Origin of the sequence: Erythrobacter sp. MTPC3, from assembly GCF_042854385.1 — a bacterium.
In the GTDB taxonomy this organism is placed as follows: domain Bacteria; phylum Pseudomonadota; class Alphaproteobacteria; order Sphingomonadales; family Sphingomonadaceae; genus Erythrobacter.
Window position 1 is genome coordinate 317,367 of sequence record NZ_BTGP01000002.1, and the last position, 18,983, is coordinate 336,349.

General features: G+C 58.6%; 11 protein-coding genes. 5 read left to right on the forward strand and 6 right to left on the reverse strand.

Going from position 1 to position 18,983, the window contains the following annotated elements; genetic code table 11:
• Window positions 1-34: 34 nt before the first annotated feature.
• Window positions 35-385, reverse strand: coding sequence for a hypothetical protein (locus tag ACGHU1_RS04305; protein ID WP_390583785.1), 351 nt, complete (start codon window positions 383-385; stop codon window positions 35-37).
• Here ACGHU1_RS04305 and ACGHU1_RS04310 point away from each other — a divergent pair.
• Window positions 369-1,031, forward strand: a complete 663-nt coding sequence (locus tag ACGHU1_RS04310) for a cistern family PEP-CTERM protein (RefSeq protein ID WP_390583787.1) — start codon at window positions 369-371, stop codon at window positions 1,029-1,031. The two genes, ACGHU1_RS04305 and ACGHU1_RS04310, sit on opposite strands and share 17 nt — an antisense overlap.
• A 110-nt stretch (window positions 1,032-1,141) precedes the next feature.
• Here the strand turns inward: ACGHU1_RS04310 and ACGHU1_RS04315 are convergent, their stop codons facing one another.
• The 5 genes from ACGHU1_RS04315 to ACGHU1_RS04335 all read right to left on the reverse strand — a co-directional run bounded on the left by ACGHU1_RS04315 (window position 1,142) and on the right by ACGHU1_RS04335 (window position 10,450).
• Window positions 1,142-2,674 carry a tetratricopeptide repeat protein gene (locus ACGHU1_RS04315; RefSeq protein WP_390583789.1) on the reverse strand — a complete coding sequence of 511 codons (1,533 nt, stop codon included), beginning with the start codon at window positions 2,672-2,674 and terminating at the stop codon, window positions 1,142-1,144.
• Between the two features lie 128 nt (window positions 2,675-2,802).
• Window positions 2,803-6,099 (reverse strand): TonB-dependent receptor domain-containing protein, encoded by a 3,297-nt coding sequence (locus ACGHU1_RS04320; protein WP_390583791.1) that lies wholly within the window; start codon window positions 6,097-6,099, stop codon window positions 2,803-2,805.
• A gap of 229 nt (window positions 6,100-6,328) precedes the next feature.
• Window positions 6,329-7,606, reverse strand: coding sequence for an amidohydrolase family protein (locus tag ACGHU1_RS04325; RefSeq protein WP_390583793.1), 1,278 nt, complete (start codon window positions 7,604-7,606; stop codon window positions 6,329-6,331).
• 93 nt (window positions 7,607-7,699) lie between these two features.
• Window positions 7,700-8,827, reverse strand: coding sequence for a hypothetical protein (locus tag ACGHU1_RS04330; protein WP_390583795.1), 1,128 nt, complete (start codon window positions 8,825-8,827; stop codon window positions 7,700-7,702).
• 108 nt (window positions 8,828-8,935) lie between these two features.
• Window positions 8,936-10,450 (reverse strand): tryptophan halogenase family protein, encoded by a 1,515-nt coding sequence (locus ACGHU1_RS04335; protein ID WP_390583797.1) that lies wholly within the window; start codon window positions 10,448-10,450, stop codon window positions 8,936-8,938.
• A 264-nt stretch (window positions 10,451-10,714) separates the two neighbouring features.
• Here ACGHU1_RS04335 and ACGHU1_RS04340 point away from each other — a divergent pair, with 264 nt between their 5' ends.
• The 4 genes from ACGHU1_RS04340 to ACGHU1_RS04355 all read left to right on the forward strand — a co-directional run bounded on the left by ACGHU1_RS04340 (window position 10,715) and on the right by ACGHU1_RS04355 (window position 18,978).
• On the forward strand, window positions 10,715-14,041 hold the full coding sequence (locus tag ACGHU1_RS04340; RefSeq protein WP_390583798.1) for a TonB-dependent receptor domain-containing protein: 3,327 nt from the start codon (window positions 10,715-10,717) through the stop codon (window positions 14,039-14,041).
• Window positions 14,042-14,194: 153 nt separating this feature from the next.
• On the forward strand, window positions 14,195-15,247 hold the full coding sequence (locus ACGHU1_RS04345; RefSeq protein ID WP_390583800.1) for a LacI family DNA-binding transcriptional regulator: 1,053 nt from the start codon (window positions 14,195-14,197) through the stop codon (window positions 15,245-15,247).
• 24 nt (window positions 15,248-15,271) lie between these two features.
• On the forward strand, window positions 15,272-16,474 hold the full coding sequence (locus ACGHU1_RS04350) for an MFS transporter (protein ID WP_390583802.1): 1,203 nt from the start codon (window positions 15,272-15,274) through the stop codon (window positions 16,472-16,474).
• A gap of 104 nt (window positions 16,475-16,578) precedes the next feature.
• Window positions 16,579-18,978, forward strand: a complete 2,400-nt coding sequence (locus tag ACGHU1_RS04355) for a glycoside hydrolase family 3 N-terminal domain-containing protein (protein ID WP_390583804.1) — start codon at window positions 16,579-16,581, stop codon at window positions 18,976-18,978.
• The last annotated feature ends 5 nt before the right edge of the window (window positions 18,979-18,983 follow it).

The following is an 18,983-nucleotide window of genomic DNA, read 5'->3' on the forward strand; positions in this document are numbered from 1 at the left end:
CCCTGTCTACGAATCAACGTGCGACAGAGTGATCCTAAAACAAGTCAAACTGCAAGTGGGCAATGCGCATTTTCTTTAAAAAATGGCAAATGGATTGTCGCATGGCTGTTGTTGATTCTTTTGCAATAAACTTAATTCGGTTAAATGCACCAGATGAGCGGTTGAATTCGAGTTGTCGGATTTCTTTACACTTCAGCTTGGGCCGAAACGGCGTTAACCATTGTGCTAATAGCAAAACCCCGTTTGGCACGGCACTTGCTCTCATGTTCGTAAACCTTTTTGAGGACGGAACCGGGGTGACTGGCATGATGATCAGAAAACTTTCAGCAATATTCGCATTCGCAGGCGCAGTTTTCGCTTTACCAGCAATGGCCGAACCAATCATGCTGGGGGCGGGCGATGTCGGTGAAAGCTTTACTATCGAGTATGATGGCTTTGCCGACGGTCAGACGATTGATGGGCTTTCCGCGCTCACGGTCTTCACGCTGACAGGGGTGGACGGAACAACCTATGAATTCGATTATTCCGTCACCAACACGTCAAGCGACGGTGTTTCGTCGCGCATTTCCAGCTTCGCGTTTAATACAGACCCCGACATTAGCAGTGCGGTCTCGACAGGCGCTTTCGACACGGCATTGACAGGATCGAACTACCCGAACGGGATCGGTTCGGTCGATGTATGCTTCAAGGCCGCTTTTTCAGGCTCTTGTGCGGGTAATAAGAACGGCGTCCTTAACGGCGAAACCGGAACAGGTTCGCTGACGCTGAATTTCCTGAGCGCACCAACATCGCTGACGCTAGACGATTTCTTCGTCCGTTATCAGTCGATCACCGGAGCAGGCCACGTGTCTTCGGCCAGCGGCCAGCAAACCAGCACCAGCACCAGCGGTGGCACCAGCAGCGGTGGGACCCCTGTTCCTGCACCGGGCGGAATGCTCGTATTGCTCGCCATCGCATTGTTCGGCCTTGGCCTGGTGCGTCGCCGCCCGCGCGCAGCATCGGCTTTCGAGGGCCAACCTGCGTTCGCTTAAATTCCATTTTACCGTTCAAGGCTGTGTATTCAGTCTTCGATCAAGAGGCCGCTCGGGCACTGCGCATTGCGCAATACCGGGGCGGCCTCACCCGTATCCGGGCGCCGCAATCAGCGGCTCTTGGCAATTCTGAGGCGCCGGGCGATTGCGGTGTTTTGAGGCGCCAGTTCGCTCGCTTTCTGGAGCATCGCTAGGCCGCGCGCCTTGTCTTTGCCGGTGTCGACCAGCAGCCAGCCGGCGGTATCCAGAATGGCGGGGTGATCCGGCGCAATTGCTACTGCCTGCAACGCGATCTCGGCCGCTTGCTCGCTTTGCCCCATCTGTGATTTCGCAAAGGCAAGATTGTTGAGGACCATCGCATTCGGCCGCGCCGAACGATCGTTGATCGCTTCATAACTGTCGGCGGCGACCTGCCATTGTTTGTTGCGTAGCGCGGCGTCCGCTTTTGCCAGTTCACCCCCGATCCATTCGGGCGTTGCTGCTGCGATCCGGCCCTCATATCGTTTAGCCGAGCTGTCGCCCGCCGCTGCTGCCGCTTCGCTGGCAAGTTTGAGTTCCTCTGGCCGCGCATCGGGACGCATTGCCAGCACCCTGATTGTAGAAAGGGCCGCGCCGGGTTCGCCAGAGCGCAGCTGCGCCTCCGCCAAAAGCGTGCGTGGTTCGCGCATTGCCGGGTTTTGCTCGACCAGTTCCTGCAGCAGGATCAGCGCCTGTGCCGCCTGCCCGGCGCGCAGCAATACGGTTGCATAGGTGGCGCGCATTGACGGGTTTTCGATGAGAGCGCGCTCATGCGGTTGCAGCACTGCGCGCGCTTTTTCCCAATCCCCCTCGGCAAGTGCCAGTTTGCCCCGCATGTGAATGACATCAATCGATTTGGGCGCCATTTCGGACAATTGCCCGATGGCCTGCCCCGCATCATCCAGCCGGCCCATATCAGCAAGCGCGGCCACGATACCGATGCGCGCTGCAAGATTTTGCGGGTATAGCGCGCTTGCGGTTTCGAACGCGTCGAGCGCCGCCGGAATGTCATAGGCGGTGCGTGCCGCCGCCGCCGATGCCAGCAGCGCGTCGATGTTTTCAGGATCGGCGCGGAGCGCGGCCTGCGCCGTCTCCTGACCAGAATCGACGTCACCTTCGCCAAGCTGGATCCGCGCGAGAACCGCTAACAGCCCCGCTTTGTTGCCCGGCAATTCCATGTCCGCCTCGACCGCTGAGCGGGCCTTCGCAACCTCGCCAAGGCCCAGCATCGCTAACGCTGCGATCCGGGCGGTGTCGGCATTTGCCGGTTCGCCCAGTTGATCAAGCGCCTTTGTAAAGTTTCCGCGCAGCAATTCAGCCTCGGCGCGAAGCGAGCTCAGCTGATCGTTTGATCCAGCTGGCACAGCTTGCCGGTCGATCTGATCCAGAGATGCCAGCGCGCCGTCACCATCGCCCATTGCGATCTGTGTTTTCGCCAGCAAAACCAGCACATCTGTATCGCCCGGCAAATCCTTGAGCGCAGAGACCAAGTAGACTTTTGCGCCGGTGTAATCATGCTCGGCAAGGCTGCCGTGCGCCTCTGCAAGTTTCTCTTCGGGCGCAAGGCCGCATGCTCCCAAAAGCGCAAGGGGGGCAAGCAGCAATATGGAGCAAACACGTTTCATGGCTGCACCGGTTAGCGCGATTTGATGAAAGTTCGCTAAATTGCCGCATTCAAAAATGCAGCGGGCACGAAAAAGGCGGGGCAGCGATGTGCCGCCCCGCCTTTCCGGTGTGCCTCCGACAGGTGCGGTTAAAGGGTAACGCGCGCGCCGAGGAAGAAGAGTGTGCCAACCGGGCTGACTGGATAACCCTGCTCGGTCACGAACGGCTTACGGTTGAACACGTTGTTCACCCCGCCATAGACATTCAGCATGTCGCTCGCTTCGAAATCAAACGCGATGTCGTGAATGAACACATTGCTGGATATGCCGTTTTCTTCGGTGAACTGGAACGTGTTGCCAACACCGACGGACTCGATTTCGACAGAGCGCAGGCCCTGACTGTCGAGGAAGGTCGTGCTCCAGGTGAAGCTGACGCGGTCATAATCCCACGTCCCGGATGCCCGGGCTGCCCATTCGGGACGCTGCAATTCGCCCAGTTCCGGATCGACTTTGGTGATGTCGCTCGGGTCGAAGAACGAATTGAGCTTTTCCACCCAGGTTCCGCTGCCATTGAGGGTAAAGCCGTGCTCGCCAATATCGAAACGGTATGCAGCCGACACTTCGACGCCAGAGGTTTCAAGGCGCGCAAAGTTCAGTGGAACCTGACGCAGGAAAGAAAACCCGCCATTGTCTTCGCGCCGGTCGATTGCTGCGCAGAATTCGTTATCGATGGTCGAGCTATCGACGCAGTTATCGACGATATCCTGTGATCCCACCGGGTCGATCGCATCCTCGATTTCGATGTTGTAGTAATCGACGCTGAGGATGAAGCCGGGCAGGAAGCGCGGCGTGATTTGCGTTCCGACCGTCCATGTGGTTGCCGTTTCTTCTTCAAGATCGGGGTTGCCCGCGATCGAACCGGAGAAACGCGCGGTCAGCGGATCGACATAGGTGTATGTGCCTGTGCCGAACGTCGGATCGAAATCGAGCGTGTTGAAAAACGCGGTGCAATTTGCCTGACGCAGTGCAGGATCATCTGCGGTCGCAAGTTCATCCACATCGCATGGATCGATAGGGCGGAAGGTGGTGCCCTGCGGCGGATCGAACAGTTCGTTGATGTTAGGCGCGCGCACGGCCTGGGCGTAACTACCACGGAACAGGATATCCCTTGTCGGAGCCCAAACGGAGCCGACATTCCATGTGAACGTGCTGCCAACAGTCGAATAGTTCGAATAGCGCGCTGCACCCGTGATTTCGAACGCCTCTGCGAACGGGACGCCCGACAGGATCGGCAAACGGACTTCTGCAAACAGATCGTACACTGTAAATTCGCCGGACGAATTGTTGATGATCGATTCCGGGTCGAACACGAGCGAGTTCTGGGGATTATCCAGATCACGCAGCAGATCGCCGGCGTTTGCATCGGCTGTCGTAACCGGGACAACACCGCGAACCAGCGGGTCGAAATTCGACGTGCTTTGCTCTTCGCGGAATTCGAAACCGGTCGCAAAACCGATTGGGCCGCCCGGCAGTTCAAGGACCGCGCCGGTGTCGCCAGTGAAAATCGCGCTGAAGACCAATTGCTCCAGCTCGAATTCGTTTTCGATGGTGGCCGTGATGAAATCGATTGCGTCGTCGCTGATCGCACCAATTCCGCCAAGCACGTTGGCAGGCGCGCATGAGCCATCACCTGGATTGAAGGTGAAGAAGCCGGGATCGCCCACGGGAATGCCGAAAGGCGTGGTGGCGGGCGGGGTGGAATCAATGTCCGAACGGCAGATCGGATTACCCGAAACAGGGTCGCTCACCACGTCGATGGCCGCGAAGAAACGGTCCATGATAACGCGGTTGTTATCGAAGGTGGTCTGTTTGAATTTGCCGTAGTTCCCGCTGATCTCGTAAGCGAAATGATCCGTAATATCCCCGCGCAGACCAGCGACAAAGCGGACGGTTTCAAATTCGTTGCGGTCACGGTTCGGGCCAAGATCAGCCGGATCGCGTGTCAGATAGAGACCTTCTTCAACACCGTCGCCAAAGAACAGCGGCGCAACAAAATCCTCCAGATCGCCTGTGATGAACGGGTTGTCGGCCCGGATGGTCAGAAGGTCATAGAAGGTGTTCGGCTGAGCCTGAAATTCCGCCGAGTTCGATACGTATTTGCCTTCGAAAAAGAACGTCGCCTCATCCGAAAATTCATAGGTAAGGTTGGCATTGACCGACCAGCGTTCGGTTTCCGGTATCAGGGAATTGACGTCGAAATTGTTCTGAATTCCGTCGCCGCCAAACTGGTTGAAGATACCGGTGACAAGGCCGTCCTCGTAAACGGACAGGCTGCCATCGCCATTGATGACAGCGCAGCCGCCAGCCAGACCGAATGCGCCTGGCTCGAACGTGCTGTTGAAACCGACCGCTGATTCAAGGCAGTCGGCAATCCCGTTGCCGTTGATGTCAGGGCCATTGCTGAGGCCGATATCGCCCGGTGCGACAATGCCGCCTGCCGATGAAAGCGAGAAGCGCGGATCGGTAGCGATAAAGCGCGTGGTTGCCCCTGCCGCACGGTCGATCAGAATCTGCTCGGCTGCAGTCGGCGTGAAACCGAGATCGGTTGTGGGTATCAGCGATCCGGGCGCGCTGCCTGCAAAGTTCGGGGTATCAGCAGTGATGTCTCCGGTCTGGAACCGCAGAGCAGGGTTGCCCTGATCATCGAAAATTCCATTGTTCTGGGAGAACGAACGATCACCGAACTGCAGTTCATCTGCCTTGGAATATGCGCCGGAAATATTGAAATTACCGCGCCCATCGGCAAAATTGGTGCCCCAGGTCAGGTCTGCGTTGATGCGGAAGGCGTCACCTTCGGATGAAATGCCCGACTGGACGTTGCCTTCTAGCCCTTCAAAATCCTCGCGCAGGACAAAGTTCACAACACCGGTGACAGCGTCGGCACCATACAGCGATGAAGCGCCGCCGGTCAGGGTTTCGACCCGCTCAATCAGAGCCGTCGGAATTGAGTTGATATCGACCGCCTGCTCACCGGCAACACCGGATACATGGCGGCGACCATTGACGAGGACGAGGGTGCGGTTGGCGCCAAGTCCGCGCAGGTTCAGGATCGACTGACCGACCGCTTCACCGAAAACACCGTCGATTGAGCCTTCTGCCGTGGTGGATGTCGAAAGGGCAGGAATGTCTCGCAGAATATCAACAACATCGGATGTGCCAGCTTGTGTCAAAGCTTCGGCATCGATTGCGATCACCGGCGCAGGGGAGCCGATGTTCGGATCGACCGCGATGCGCGAGCCGGTGACGATGATGGCTTCGCCTTCGGTCACATCATCAGAAGGCGGAGCTTCCTGAGCGTGTGCAGCGAATGGCATTGCGCTCGCTGCGGCCAGCAGCAGAGCATTGCGAGAGAGCTTGATTGCGACAGTGTTCGTAAGTGGGGACATGACGATCCTTTGTTGTTGCGACGCAATATGTTCGCTGCGCTGCAATGTGGAAGTCAATATCGCGGCCCTTGGAAAGTGCGTTTTGGATCACGCTTCCAAGCCTTATGTTGCAAATATACCAGTGTTTTGCGCAAGGGCGGAACAGAAAGATCGACTTGGCGCAATTATATTACGTTAGACGTAAGCCGATTATTCAAGGTTTCGGAGCCATTCGCACACTCGCGGTGCGCTATTCACTCTTGAAGACTTCGCCCCGTTTCATGACGAAAGTTACGGTTTCAAGGGTTGAGATGTCCGCCAGCGGGTTGCCATCCACCGCGACGATATCGGCAGAAGCCTGCGGCGCGATGATGCCGACTGTGCCGGACAATCCCAAAGCATCGGCGGCATTCAGCGTTGCAGCGCGGACTGCCTCGGCAGAGGTCATGCCGAATTGCACCATGCGCGATAATTGGCGGGCATTGTCGCCGTGCGGATAAACCCCGGCATCCGTGCCCATGACCATTTTGACACCGGCATCATGCGCTTTGCGAAAATTGTCTCGCTGGGTCTGGCCGACCAGCCGTTCTTTCTCCAGGCTTTCAGGGAGAATGCCTGCCGCCTCACCTTCGCCCAGAATGAATTCGGTCACATAGATATCCATGGAAAGATACGCGCCGCTTTCCTTGGCGAGCCGGATACCTTCATCATCGATAAAGCTGGCGTGTTCAACCGTATCGACACCCGCTTTCAGCGCGTTGACGATACCTTCGCTGCCATGCGCATGGCTTGCGACTTTGAGGCCGTGGCTGTGCGCCTCTTCGGTTAGCGCAGTCAATTCTTCGACCGTGTATTGCGGCGCCCCCACCTTGGTCCCCTTGGAAAGCACCCCGCCGGTTGAACAAGTCTTGATCAGGTCCACACCGTATTTGCGGTTCTTGCGCACAGCGGAGCGTGCCGCCCACGGGCCATCGGCGACGTTCTCTCCCGATGCTTCGTATTCCGGTGGCAGCAAATTGTTATCGGAGCAGTGACCCCCCGTGATACCGATGGGAGGGCCAGAGACGAGCATACGCGGGCCGGGGATATCGCCTTCGTTGATGGCATCGCGCAGAGCCACATCGCCGAAGCTGCCGGCGCCGACATTGCGGACCGTGGTGAACCCCGCCATCAGCGTCGTCTTGGCATTTACGACCCCGGTGATGGTCGCTGCCTCGTCCGACACAGAAAGCCGTTTATACCCGTGAAGGTCGCTGTCACTGGTAAGGTGGACGTGCATATCGATAAGGCCGGGCAGGATCGTCTTGCCCGCAAGGTCGATATAGTCAGCGCCATCGATTTGCGGCGCTTCGCCCGTGGCGACATCCGTGATTATTCCGTCGATTATCGTAACAACCGGATCGGCCACGATCTCGCCTCGCTCCACATCGACCATCGCGTCTGCGGTCAAAACCACCGTATCGGCAAGCGCCGCTGCCGGAACAAGGGCGAGGGCAGTCGAGGCGAGGGCAAGGCAGACGGGTTTCAAGATCGCAGTCTCCGTGAAAAGCTGGGGTATTGGACTAATGGCCAAGGCGTAACAGCTTTACGGTAAACGGCAATATCGACCTCGCATGAGGGGCTATTGATCGCGGAAAATGTATACAGGGCCAAGATCGACCGACTGCTGCGAACCACCAAAATACAGCTGCAGTTCCGCACCGCCGGCCGTGTAGTCACGCGGCGCCTGCGTCTTGATCTTGATGAGCTGCCATTTCTCGCCAACCTTGAAACGGTTGGAGGCGAAAGCTTCGAATGGCGGCGCAGTGCCTTGAATGCGTGACGCGGCAACAGCTTTGCCATCAGCAGCATCCGTTCCCACCGTCTTGGCGGCAATCGCAATGGTGAGATTGTCGCCCTTTGTTATGGCCTGTGCGATGGGCACGGTGGCATATAGATCGGTCAGTTCGGTGCCGGGGCTTGTGACATCGAAGCGGGTGGCTTTCATCATCCAGATTTCGGGTTCTTCACGGTTGAAATAGGTGCCCGCCGATCCGCCGAATTTCCATGTAGCCTGCGCAGGATTGTTAAGCAGGGTGCCGGTTTGCGCCAGCCCGTCGGGCATTTCCAGATCGGGCACATCGGCGCGCGCAGCAGCCACGGTGACTAGGCCTTGATCGGCGATTTTCGGCGCTCCGGTGACGACGATCGCCTGCCCGATTTCAAGCGTTTGACGCGTCCGGCCAAATTGCAGGGCAATGATCCCGTCCTTGGTCCGAAGTTTCTGCTCTGCTTCGGCGGAGACTTCGTACCACGCCCATTCCGTCCCGATTGTGAACGTTTGCTCGCCAAACCCGGGGAACGGTTCTGCATTTCGTTGAAACCGAACACGCACGACGCCGCGCCCATCCTCGGTATCGGCAGACCGCGTCCGCGCATAAAAACCGACCGTAATGATGTCGCCGCGTGACACATTCCTGATCAAAGGGATGTTGGTCCCGGCGGTGTAGATGCGTTCGGAGGCGCGCTTTACCTCGAACCGCCGCGCTGCGCCGCCGCCGGGGATGCTTTCATCGACAACCGAACTTGCCTCAAGGTCTGCGCCGTAACTCTGCCAGTCAATGCGGGACGGATCATTGACGAGGTCGCCGGGCAGTTGGTCATCCAGAGCGCGGATCGCAGCGTCATCCTGCGCGGCGGAAGGCGGTGCGAAGATTGCCGTGCACGATAGGATCGCGGCTGCGCCCGCACCAAAAAACTTCGATTTCATAGAGGCATCCCTCTCCCGCCATCGTGCCGCGTTGATGCGGTCACATTCAATCCGTTTTGATAACGTTCTCAAGCCTTTCATCTATCACGCGGCCCGCAAACCTCGGCCCTATGCCGCTTTGGCGGGGCAATATTTCGCGAGGTAATCGCCGTGCCCCGGCATATGCTGCACGAGGAATTTGATGGACTGTTCCATCTCGTCGATTTCCTTGCGGGTGCCAGCCTGCAGCAGAGTATCTGCCATGGCGTTATGGCCGCTCATGTCGATGCCCTGGCCAAGCATGACGGCCGCCCAGCTGGTTTCGGTGAATAGCTCATCTTCCTCGCGGAAGATTTGGCCGCTGGCCTGAAACAGCTCGACTTTCTGAGTCAGCGTATCGGGCACATCCATAGTCCGCACGTAATTCCAGAATTCGGAATCGTCGCGCGATGTCGCGTTGTAATGCAGGATCAGGAAGTCGCGAATGCGCGCATATTCTCGCTCTGTCAGGCGGTTGTAGGTATCCTGCTGGGCCTGTGTGATCCCGGTTAGCGACAGCATTGATACAAGCTTGTCGATCCCGGTGTTGATCAGGTGGATCGAGGTGGATTCCAGCGGCTCCATAAAACCTGCGGCCAGGCCAAGGGCCACCACGTTCTTATTCCAGAATTTCTTGCGATGACCGGTGGTGAAACGCAGGAAGTTCGGGTCAGCTTGCGGTTTGCCCGCAATGTTTCCGACCAGAATGTCCAAGGCTTCCTGATCCTCCATAAAGTCGCTGCAATAGACATGGCCATTACCGTTGCGGTGCTGCAGCGGAACCTGCCATTGCCAGCCTGCCTTATGGGCCGTGGCGCGGGTAAAGGGCGGCGGCGGGCCACCGTCTTCGCGCTGACAGGGAAGGGCGACGGCGCGGTTGCACGGCAGCCAATGGCTCCAATCGTGATACCCTGTTTCCAACGCCTGCTCGATCAGCAATCCACGAAAGCCAGAGCAATCGACAAAGAGGTCGCCTGAAATCTTCGGGCCGTTTTCAATCGTGACCGACGCAATGTTGCCGGTGTCGCCGTCAAGCTGGACATCGCCGACTTTGCCTTCCTGCCGCACGACCCCGCGACGCTCTGCATATTTGCGCAGGAATGCTGCATATTTGCCGGCATCAAGGTGATAGGCATAATTGACTGGCGGCAGGTCCCCGCGGTCTTTCGAATAATCTTCTGTCCGCGCAAATTTGCCGAAATACGCTGCCATTGTTTCGACATTGAAGACCTGAATAGGGCGGTTGTCGCCGCTCTGCGCCAGTTTGTGCCACAGGTGGTGGAACGAGATGCCGCCCATGGGATAGCCGTATGCGCCGAACGGATGGATGTAACTGTCACCGATCTTGTTCCAGTTTTCGAACTGGATGCCGAGTTTGAAAGAGCCCTGCACTTCGGAGAGCATTTCGCGTTCATCGATATCGAGCAGGTCGTTGAACTCGACGAACGGAGGGATGGTCGCCTCGCCCACGCCGACCGTGCCGATCTGCTCCGATTCGATCAGGGTAACCGCCAGATGGTTTCCTTTAAGCAGGCGTGAAAGCGCCGCTGCTGCCATCCATCCGGCGGTCCCGCCACCCACGATCACGATATTCTTGATTGCCATTCGATCCTCATCAGTGCGCTTTTTTATGCTTCTACATCATCGCAGGTGTGGGGAAAATCCCACACTGCATCGCCGCTTTGTGAACAATATATTGCAACTCTTGTGAACGCTAACATTTTTCGCTACGCCTGCAACAGCTCATAAAGGGCATGAACCCTTAAATGGGGTCTTGGGGAGGTAATAACTTACATGAACACGGCACGTATTGCGCCTACGCGGCGCTTATTCGCGTTGAGCACGGCATCCGGTCTAGCGATGTCTGCCATGATCGCTGCTCCTGCCATGGCGCAGGATGCAGATCAGACTGATCCGGCTGAGGCCGAGGTTGCTGATGAAGCGGATTATTCCAGCGATATCATCGTTACCGGTTTCCGTGCTTCGCTTGAGAATGCCCAGAATATCAAGCGGGATTCGGATACTTTTGTCGATGCGGTGACCGCAGAAGACATCGGCGCATTGCCGGATCGCTCGGTTGCTGAAACGCTTCAGCGTATTCCCGGCATCACGATCGGCCGTTTTGAAAAGACCACCGACCCTGACCGTTTCTCGGTCGAAGGTACCGGCGTTATCATTCGCGGTCTGCCGTTTGCCCGTTCCGAACTGAACGGCCGCGACATCTTTTCCGCAACGGGCGGCCGTACGCTCAGCTTCAACGATGTCTCGCCAGAGCTGCTTGGCCGGGTTGAAGTGTTCAAGAACGTTACCGCCGACATGGTCGAGGGCGGTCCTTCGGGCACCGTGAACCTTGTCACGCGCAAGCCGCTCGACAATCCCGGCACGCGTCTGGCTGGAACGGTCGGATACAATTACGGTGATCTTCGCGAAGAGTGGTCGCCTGAATTTTCCGTCCTTGGTTCAACCACATATGAAAGCCCTGCCGGGTCGCTCGGCTTCCAGCTTGCCTATGCCAAGTCGGAGCTGAAAAGCCGCACGGACGCATCGCAGGTCGCCGATCCTTGTTTCCGTGACGCTTCGCTCGACGGGCCATGTCTGCGCGCTCTTTCCGTCGGATCGGGCGGCTTTGTTGGCGATTCGAACTTCGACGCGTCGAACTTCCCGCCAGAAGGGTCGGTCCTCGTGCCGAAAGGTGCTGGCGTACGCTCGACCGATCTCGACCGTGACCGCGAGGCATGGTCAGCTGTGGTCCAATACGAAGATCCGACCGGCGATTTCATCGCTACATTTGAATGGCTTCGTTCTGATACCACATTCGATACCGACGAGTTCGCGCTAATCGCGCGTGTCGATGACGAATTGCTGTTCCCGGTCGCGGCCGATGGCAGCACGCTGCAATTCGACGAAAACGGTATCTTCCAGAGCGGCATCCTGACGCAGCGTCCCGGCGATGCCTATGCAACGCCATTTGGCCGCGGCGGTATTCCGATTGACTCGCTGCGTTTCCAGCGCGGACTTGAATCCACCACGGAAGATTTCTCGCTCGACCTGCAGTGGAATGTCACGGACCGTTTCCGCGTCAATTTTGAAGCGCAGACCATCAGCTCCGATCTTTCGCGCGATTCCGTCTTCGGTGCTCTCAGCACCTGGGCTAACATCGATCTTGACCTCACTGGCAGCGTTCCGAACATCCAGTTCCTCGCGCCTCCGGGGGCAGAGGCGGATTACTTCACGTCCGGTTTCAACACCTATTACTGGTTTGGTCTTGATAGCCGAGAGCAGAACGAGGGCGGCCTCGACAGCCTGCGTTTTGATGCCGAATACGACATCAGCGACGAAGGCTTCTTCAAAGCTGCGCGTTTCGGCGCGCGCTGGGCAGACCGTGATCGCACCACCCGCAACACCAATTTCAGCACCTGGGGCAACTTGTCCGCTCCGTGGGCGGGCCGCGCAGGCTGTGCGCCATGGGGTGAAGGGTCTGGCTGCGGTGCCAGCGGTCCGGGTCCGTTCGGCAACGGCTTCATTCCGGGACGGTATTACACCGGCCTGCCGGGTCAGGAATCCGCGATTGCAGGCGGCGCCTTCGTCGATGAATTCCCGGGCTTCTCGCAATACCGCACTCCGTTCGGAGATAATTTCCAGCGCGGCAATTCGCCCGTCCCGATCCAGAATGGCGGCGCGTTCTATTTCGGCGGGGATGATTTCCTTGGCGAGTATCTGTCGGGCCTGACCGATCAGCAATTCGCGGAAGTCCAGGAATTCGGCCAGTCGCCAGAGCGTTTCAATTATGGCGTCAACGGCCGTTTCTTTGCCGATGAATTGACTGGCGAAGTTGTGCCTTGTGATATCGAAGGCGTGTTCTGCCCCGGCGAAGTGTCGGTCGTTGCTGAGACGACCAAGGCAGCCTACGCCCGGATCGATTTCGGGCATGACTTCAACAATGGTTGGAATCTCGAGGGCAATTTCGGTCTTCGCTATGTCGAAACCGAAATCAGCACGCGGGGCCAGATCGGCCTGCCGGACCCAAGCCGCTTTGACACACCAGTCATTGAAAACGGCGTGCAAGTTGGCGGCGGCAATGGTGATGGCGTCGTGCAGGTGTCGGAATTGACCGTCGGCTGTAGCCCGGGTGGAAGCAATGCTCCCCCGCCGATCAGCCTTGCCGGTATTTGTGCGCTTTCGGATGCCCGATTGGCTGAATTTGCCTCGGCATTTACAGGCGAAGTCCTAGTCGATGACCGTGACATCACTTTCGATCATTGGCTGCCAAGCTTCAATGCCAAGCTTGATGTAGGTGGCGGGCTGCTGTTCCGTGCAGCGGCTTCGCGTAACATCGCACGCCCCGATCTTCAGCTGTTCCGAGCTGGCGGCGGGATTGGCGATAACACCGTTGCACTGGCAAATGCGGGCGCTGATGCGCTGGCAAACGGTCCGCTGTTCGCGCTTTCGACCGGTAACCGGAACCTGCTTCCGGTTGATATCTGGAGCTACGACCTGTCGGTCGAATGGTATTTCGACGATGTGGGTTCGATCACCCTGTCCGGCTTCCTGAAAGATGTCGACGGGTTCATTGATACCGATTTCGATACGGTTACTTACCAAGCGAGTGTGCCGGTTGTCGTTGCCGTCGAAGGGCCGACCAACGCGCAGAGCGGATTGCTGAAGGGTTTCGAGCTTGCCTACCAGCAAACTTTCGATTTCCTTCCGGGCCCGCTCGACGGGCTGGGTTTCCAGGGCACGTACACGTACGTCGATGGCAGCGATTTCTCCAACCCGAACCTTTCGGCAGTGGGGCAATCATCCATCACATCGGCGTCTGACCAACTGGGCGGCGGTGCGTTTGTCGACCAGCAACCGCTGGCAGGCATTTCGAAGCATTCGTTCAACGCGACGGTTTTTTATGAAAAAGGACCGTTCGCAGCGCGTGCTGCATATAACTGGCGGTCGGAATTCCTGATCACACCGCGTGATGACATCTTCCCGTTCTCGCCAATCTGGCAGGAAGATTCCGGGCAGCTCGATGCCTCGATCTTCTATTCGGTGACCGAATATCTCAAACTGGGCGTCCAAGGTGTGAACCTGCTCGATGAGATCACGGAAACCAGCCAGGTGGTCGATTTTGACGGGACACGCATCACCCGCTCGGCGTTCCGTAATGATCGCCGGTTCACTTTCCTCGCTCGCTTCGATTTCTAAGGGGAGAGACCAAGCGAACGAGATGAGGAGGGGGCTTTGCAGGGGGCAGAGTCCCCTCTTTCTCATTTAGTTGCAGTCGCCGCGTGCAAGGCTAGATTTCCTTGCTATAGCCCCTGACGGGGTTTGGTTAAGGCGGCAATTGACGGGACATTCATGGCTAGGCGTCGCAATTCAGTCACGATCCGCGAAGTTGCGGAGGATGCAGGAGTGTCCCTGCAAACCGTGAGCCGCGTCATCAACGATGAACCCAATGTCCGCCCGCAAATGCGCGAGCGGGTGCAATCCTCGATCGACCGCCTTGGCTATGTTCCGTCGCTCGCGGCGCAAAGGATGAGCGGGTCGCGCAGCTACCTGATCCTTGCGATCAATGACCGCGAACGCACTTTGTCGGACTGGCGCGAACGGACCGGTACAGACTGGGTGGACCAGATGCTGCTGGGCGGGACGCTGACCTGCTCAAAACATGGCTACCGCATGATTGTGGAGCTGGTCGATACGCATGCGGATCATGTCGAGCGCGAATTGGGCGCCACCGTTTCCGCATTGCAGCCTGACGGCGTAATCCTGACCCCGCCGCACTCGGAAAACGTGCAGATCAAACGTCTGCTGGCGCAGCGCAACATCCCGTTTGCCCGGATCGGATCAACTGATGACGGGCCGGGCATCCGCCTAACCATGGGCGATGAAGGCGCAGCTTACGACGCGGCAAAGCGCTTGATAGAATTGGGCCATACCAAGATCGCAATGATCGCCGGGCCGGATCAATACAGCCTTAGCGCATGGCGCGTCGATGGTTGGCGCCGTGCGATGGAAGAACACGGGCTTAGCGCCGAAGGACTGTGCGAAACCGGCGATTTCGGATACGAGTCCGGCACTCAGGCGGCGCGCACGTTGCTGCACCGGGAGCCGGGTCTGACCGCCATCATTGGCAGTAGCGACCAGATGACGCTCGCCGCGTTGGAAGTGGCGCGTGACCGCGGGATGCACGTGCCGCGCGATATATCGCTGATCTCTTTCGACAACACACCCATCGTGCGGTTTTCCCAGCCGCCGCTGTCGGCGGTGGACCAACCGATCGCAGAAACGGTTTCGATTGCGGTGGAGCACCTGATCAATTCCCGTAAAGCGCCGCCGGTCACCGACGTTATCGATGTGCCGGCGCAGCTGGTGGAGCGCGCCTCTACCGGACCGGTCGCTCGCGGCTGACGCTGCGCCGCGCGGGCAGTGACCATGACAGGCAGCGCCGCGCCCGATGATCGCCAGCCGTTTTGGTTTCTTGCCCTGCTTGCGTTGGCGGTGGGCGGCGGAGCGGTTGCCTACGTGCCGCTGCTCACCGTCCTTTTGCCGCTGAAAATCACCGGATTGATAGGCGCGCAAGACGTGCCGGCATTGGCGCGGGTAACGTTTTTCGGCGCGATCATCGCCAGCATCGCAAACATCGCGTTCGGGATGGTGAGCGACCGCACCCGAACACGGGTTCCGTGGATCGTCACCGGCCTGATTATATCCAGCGCATTGCTGGTTGCGATTGGCCGGGCGCAATCGGTTGAGATGCTGATCGTTCTGGTAATGGCGTGGCAGATCGGGCTGAACATGATGCTCGCGCCGCTGCTTGCATGGGCGGGCGACTGTGTACCTGACAGCCAGAAAGGTTTGCTAGGCGGATTGTTTGCAATCGCGCCCGCACTTGGCGGAATGGCCGGATCGCTTGTCACCTTCGAGATGCTGGTGGCCACAGAATACCGGCTGCCGACTAATGTGGTTCTGGTGGCGCTTCTCGTATTGCCCGTGGTCATTTTTGGTCGGGGAAAGGAGCGGGAGGAGCTGATGCGGCCCGTTGCTGCAAAAGCCCTGAGCACGGACCAAAAAGCCGCATCGCGCTCCGCAGTAAGCAAGATGTGGATTGCGCGCTTTCTGGTGCAGATATCCGAGGCAGGGTTGTTCGCTTTCCTGTTGTTCTGGCTGCGTTCGATCGTGCCCGATTTTCATGAGAACACGGCTGCAAATATATTCAGCGCGGTGCTGATCGTTTCTGTGCCGCTCACCTTGCTTCTGGGGCGCTGGTCCGACCGGGTGCAGCGCCCGCTTGCTCCGCTTGTAGCGAGTGCGGCTTTTGCGGGGGTAGGCCTTTCGGCGATGGCAGGAGCCGCCGATCTGCCACTGGCGATTGTGGGCTATGTCTTGTTCGGCATTTCAGCGTCGGTGTTCTTGTCGCTGCATTCCAGTCAGACTTTGCGCGTGCTGCCATTGCCGCAGCATCGCGGGCGCGATCTCGGCATTTTCAACCTTACCAACACCGTCCCGTCTATCGTGATGCCGTGGCTCACCCTTACATTGGTGCCGGGTTTCGGATTTTCCGCGCTTTTTGTCCTGTTTGCGTGTTTTGCTGGCCTTGCTGCGATCCTGTTGGCAACGGTTTCCAGACGTGCATGAAGTCTTGATTTTTGCTTTCACGCATGCGACCAAAGCGATATTGTGAACGTTCTCATATCGGGTTTTCGAAGAACGTGCCATGTCTTGGGAGGGACACTACCGAAATGCGTACTTTTGTGCGGCTGCTGGCTGCAAGTGCCAGTGTTGGGCTGCTTTCTGCATGCGCCGGAACCCCGGTTCAAACCTCGGCGGGCGCAGCGGCGAACACTTCGCCACCCGATACGGCGCTATCCGCCGATGAGCAGCAAATCGCGGACCTGCTTTCGCGCATGTCGCTGGAGCGAAAAGTCGCGCAGCTCATCATGCCTGACATTTCCTCGATCACGCCAACCGATGTCGAAAAATATCGCTTTGGCACGGTTCTGAACGGCGGCAATTCCGGCCCTTACAACAATGATTTTGCCCCTGCCGAAGACTGGTTGAAACTGGCTGACGAGTTCTGGGAGGCCTCGACAGGCCCACTGGACGGGGACGAGCCGGTAATTCCCACGATCTGGGGCACCGATGCGGTGCACGGCCACGCGAACGTAATCGGTGCGACGATCTTTCCGCACAATATCGGCCTTGGCGCGACGGGCGATGCCGATCTCATCCGCCGCATCGGCGCGGCGACTGCGCTCGAAATCGAAATAACGGGCATCGACTGGACGTTCGCTCCGACGGTGGCTGTGGCCCGCGATGATCGCTGGGGCCGGACCTACGAAAGCTATTCCGAAGACCCCGCGCGCGTTGCCCAGATGGGCATCGCCATGGTGGAAGGGTTGCAGGGCCAGCCGGGTACGGTAGGCTTTCTGGGTGATGGTCATGTGATCGCCACGGCAAAGCATTTCTTTGGCGATGGCGGCACAGCGCAAGGCGTCGATCAGGGCGAAGTCAACGGCAATATCGAGGATCTTAAACGCATTCACGTAACGCCCTATCCGCCCGCAATCGAAGCGGGGCTGGGGTCGGTGATGGCCAGCTTCAACTCGATCAATGGCAAGAAGATGCACGGCAACAAGGCTTTGCTGACAGATTTGCTGCGCGATGAAATGCAATTTGAAGGCTTGGTCGTCGGGGACTGGAACGGTCACGGACAGATCAAGGGATGCACGAACACCGATTGTCCGCAGGCGATGATCGCCGGGCTGGATGTCTACATGGTGCCCGAAGACTGGAAAGGTCTTTACGAGAACACTCTGGCGCAGGTGCGTGACGGGACAATCCCGCTTGCGCGCATTGACGAGGCGGTCGGGCGCGTTCTCCGGCTGAAACAGCGCGCCGGTATCTTGGGCGGAGAGGTCGCGCCGTCGCAGCGAACATATGGCGGACGCTGGGATTTGCTTGGTTCCGACGCACACCGCGCGATTGCGCGCGAAGCGGTAGCGAAATCGATGGTCGTGCTCAAAAACACCGGCGTGCTCCCACTGAAAAGCGGGGCGAACATCGCTGTTGCGGGCAGCGCAGCCGATAGCATCGCGCAGCAATCGGGCGGCTGGACCATTACTTGGCAAGGCGGCGGCGAGCTGACCAATGCCAGCTTCCCCGGCGCGACATCCATCCTTCAAGGGATCAAGGATGTCGCAGCGCAAGGCGGCAGCAGCGCGTTCCTTGCAGAAGATGGCGAGATTGCCGGTTCGGCCAAGCCGGACGCGGCGATCGTCATCTTTGGCGAGGAACCCTACGCAGAATTTGTCGGTGACCGGAAAGACCTGGCTTACCGCGACGCCGAAGGGTTGGAATTGCTGCGCAAGTTCAAGGCTGAGGGCGTGCCTACCGTCGCGGTGTTCCTCTCGGGCCGCCCGATGTGGGTCAACCGCGAGCTTAACGTGGCCGATGCGTTCGTCGCGGCATGGCTGCCCGGCAGCGAAGGCGCAGGGGTGGCCGACGTGCTGTTTGGCAATGTGCCGGCCACAGGCAAACTTTCGTTCAGCTGGCCTTCCGATTGCAACGGCGCCCCGCTCAACAGCGCAGAAGGCGCGCTATTCCCGGTTGGTTTTGGCGCATCATTGGATAGCGCCGCGCCGCTGCCCATGCTCAGCGAAGAATGCGCTGCGCTGACGGCTGGCGGCGGATCGGACTGGTTCACCGCAGGCCGGCTTGCCGACCGGGTAAAGGCGCTGTCCAAAGGCACCGAACTTCCCGATCTTCGCGGAGAGGCTGGCGGCATCGCCGCGCGCGGGATTGACCGCAACGCGCAGGAAGATGCGCGCGCCATCACTTTCGGTCCCGGAACCGCACTCGACCTAAGCGGCCCGCAAGGCGGCAATGCATTCCGTATCACCTATCAGGTGCAGCAGCGCCCGGCAGGCCCGGTTGTGATTGCCAGCGGCGGCAGCACCCTGGACGTGACGCAGGAATTCTCCGTCGCAGCGGGTAAGGGCTGGCGCGAAATGGTTTTGACGCCAGCTTGTATCGCGGGGCTTGGCAATGCGCTGACGATCCGGTCCGATGCGCCGTTCGCCATGCAGGTTTACGAGATTGCCCAGGAAGACGCTGCCGAGGGGGCAGAATGCTCATTCTGAGCTGA

Bases quoted from the DNA above. Each gene is read 5' to 3' on its own strand.
- ACGHU1_RS04305 (WP_390583785.1), bottom strand. From the start codon at position 385: ATGATTGGTTCGGCCATTGCTGGTAAAGCGAAAACTGCGCCTGCGAAT.
- ACGHU1_RS04330 (WP_390583795.1), bottom strand. From the start codon at position 8,827: ATGAAATCGAAGTTTTTTGGTGCGGGCGCAGCCGCGATCCTATCGTGC.
- ACGHU1_RS04340 (WP_390583798.1), top strand. From the start codon at position 10,715: ATGATCGCTGCTCCTGCCATGGCGCAGGATGCAGATCAGACTGATCCG.
- ACGHU1_RS04320 (WP_390583791.1), bottom strand. From the start codon at position 6,099: ATGTCCCCACTTACGAACACTGTCGCAATCAAGCTCTCTCGCAATGCT.
- ACGHU1_RS04355 (WP_390583804.1), top strand. From the start codon at position 16,579: ATGCGTACTTTTGTGCGGCTGCTGGCTGCAAGTGCCAGTGTTGGGCTG.
- ACGHU1_RS04315 (WP_390583789.1), bottom strand. From the start codon at position 2,674: ATGAAACGTGTTTGCTCCATATTGCTGCTTGCCCCCCTTGCGCTTTTG.
- ACGHU1_RS04335 (WP_390583797.1), bottom strand. From the start codon at position 10,450: ATGGCAATCAAGAATATCGTGATCGTGGGTGGCGGGACCGCCGGATGG.
- ACGHU1_RS04345 (WP_390583800.1), top strand. From the start codon at position 14,195: ATGGCTAGGCGTCGCAATTCAGTCACGATCCGCGAAGTTGCGGAGGAT.
- ACGHU1_RS04350 (WP_390583802.1), top strand. From the start codon at position 15,272: ATGACAGGCAGCGCCGCGCCCGATGATCGCCAGCCGTTTTGGTTTCTT.
- ACGHU1_RS04310 (WP_390583787.1), top strand. From the start codon at position 369: ATGGCCGAACCAATCATGCTGGGGGCGGGCGATGTCGGTGAAAGCTTT.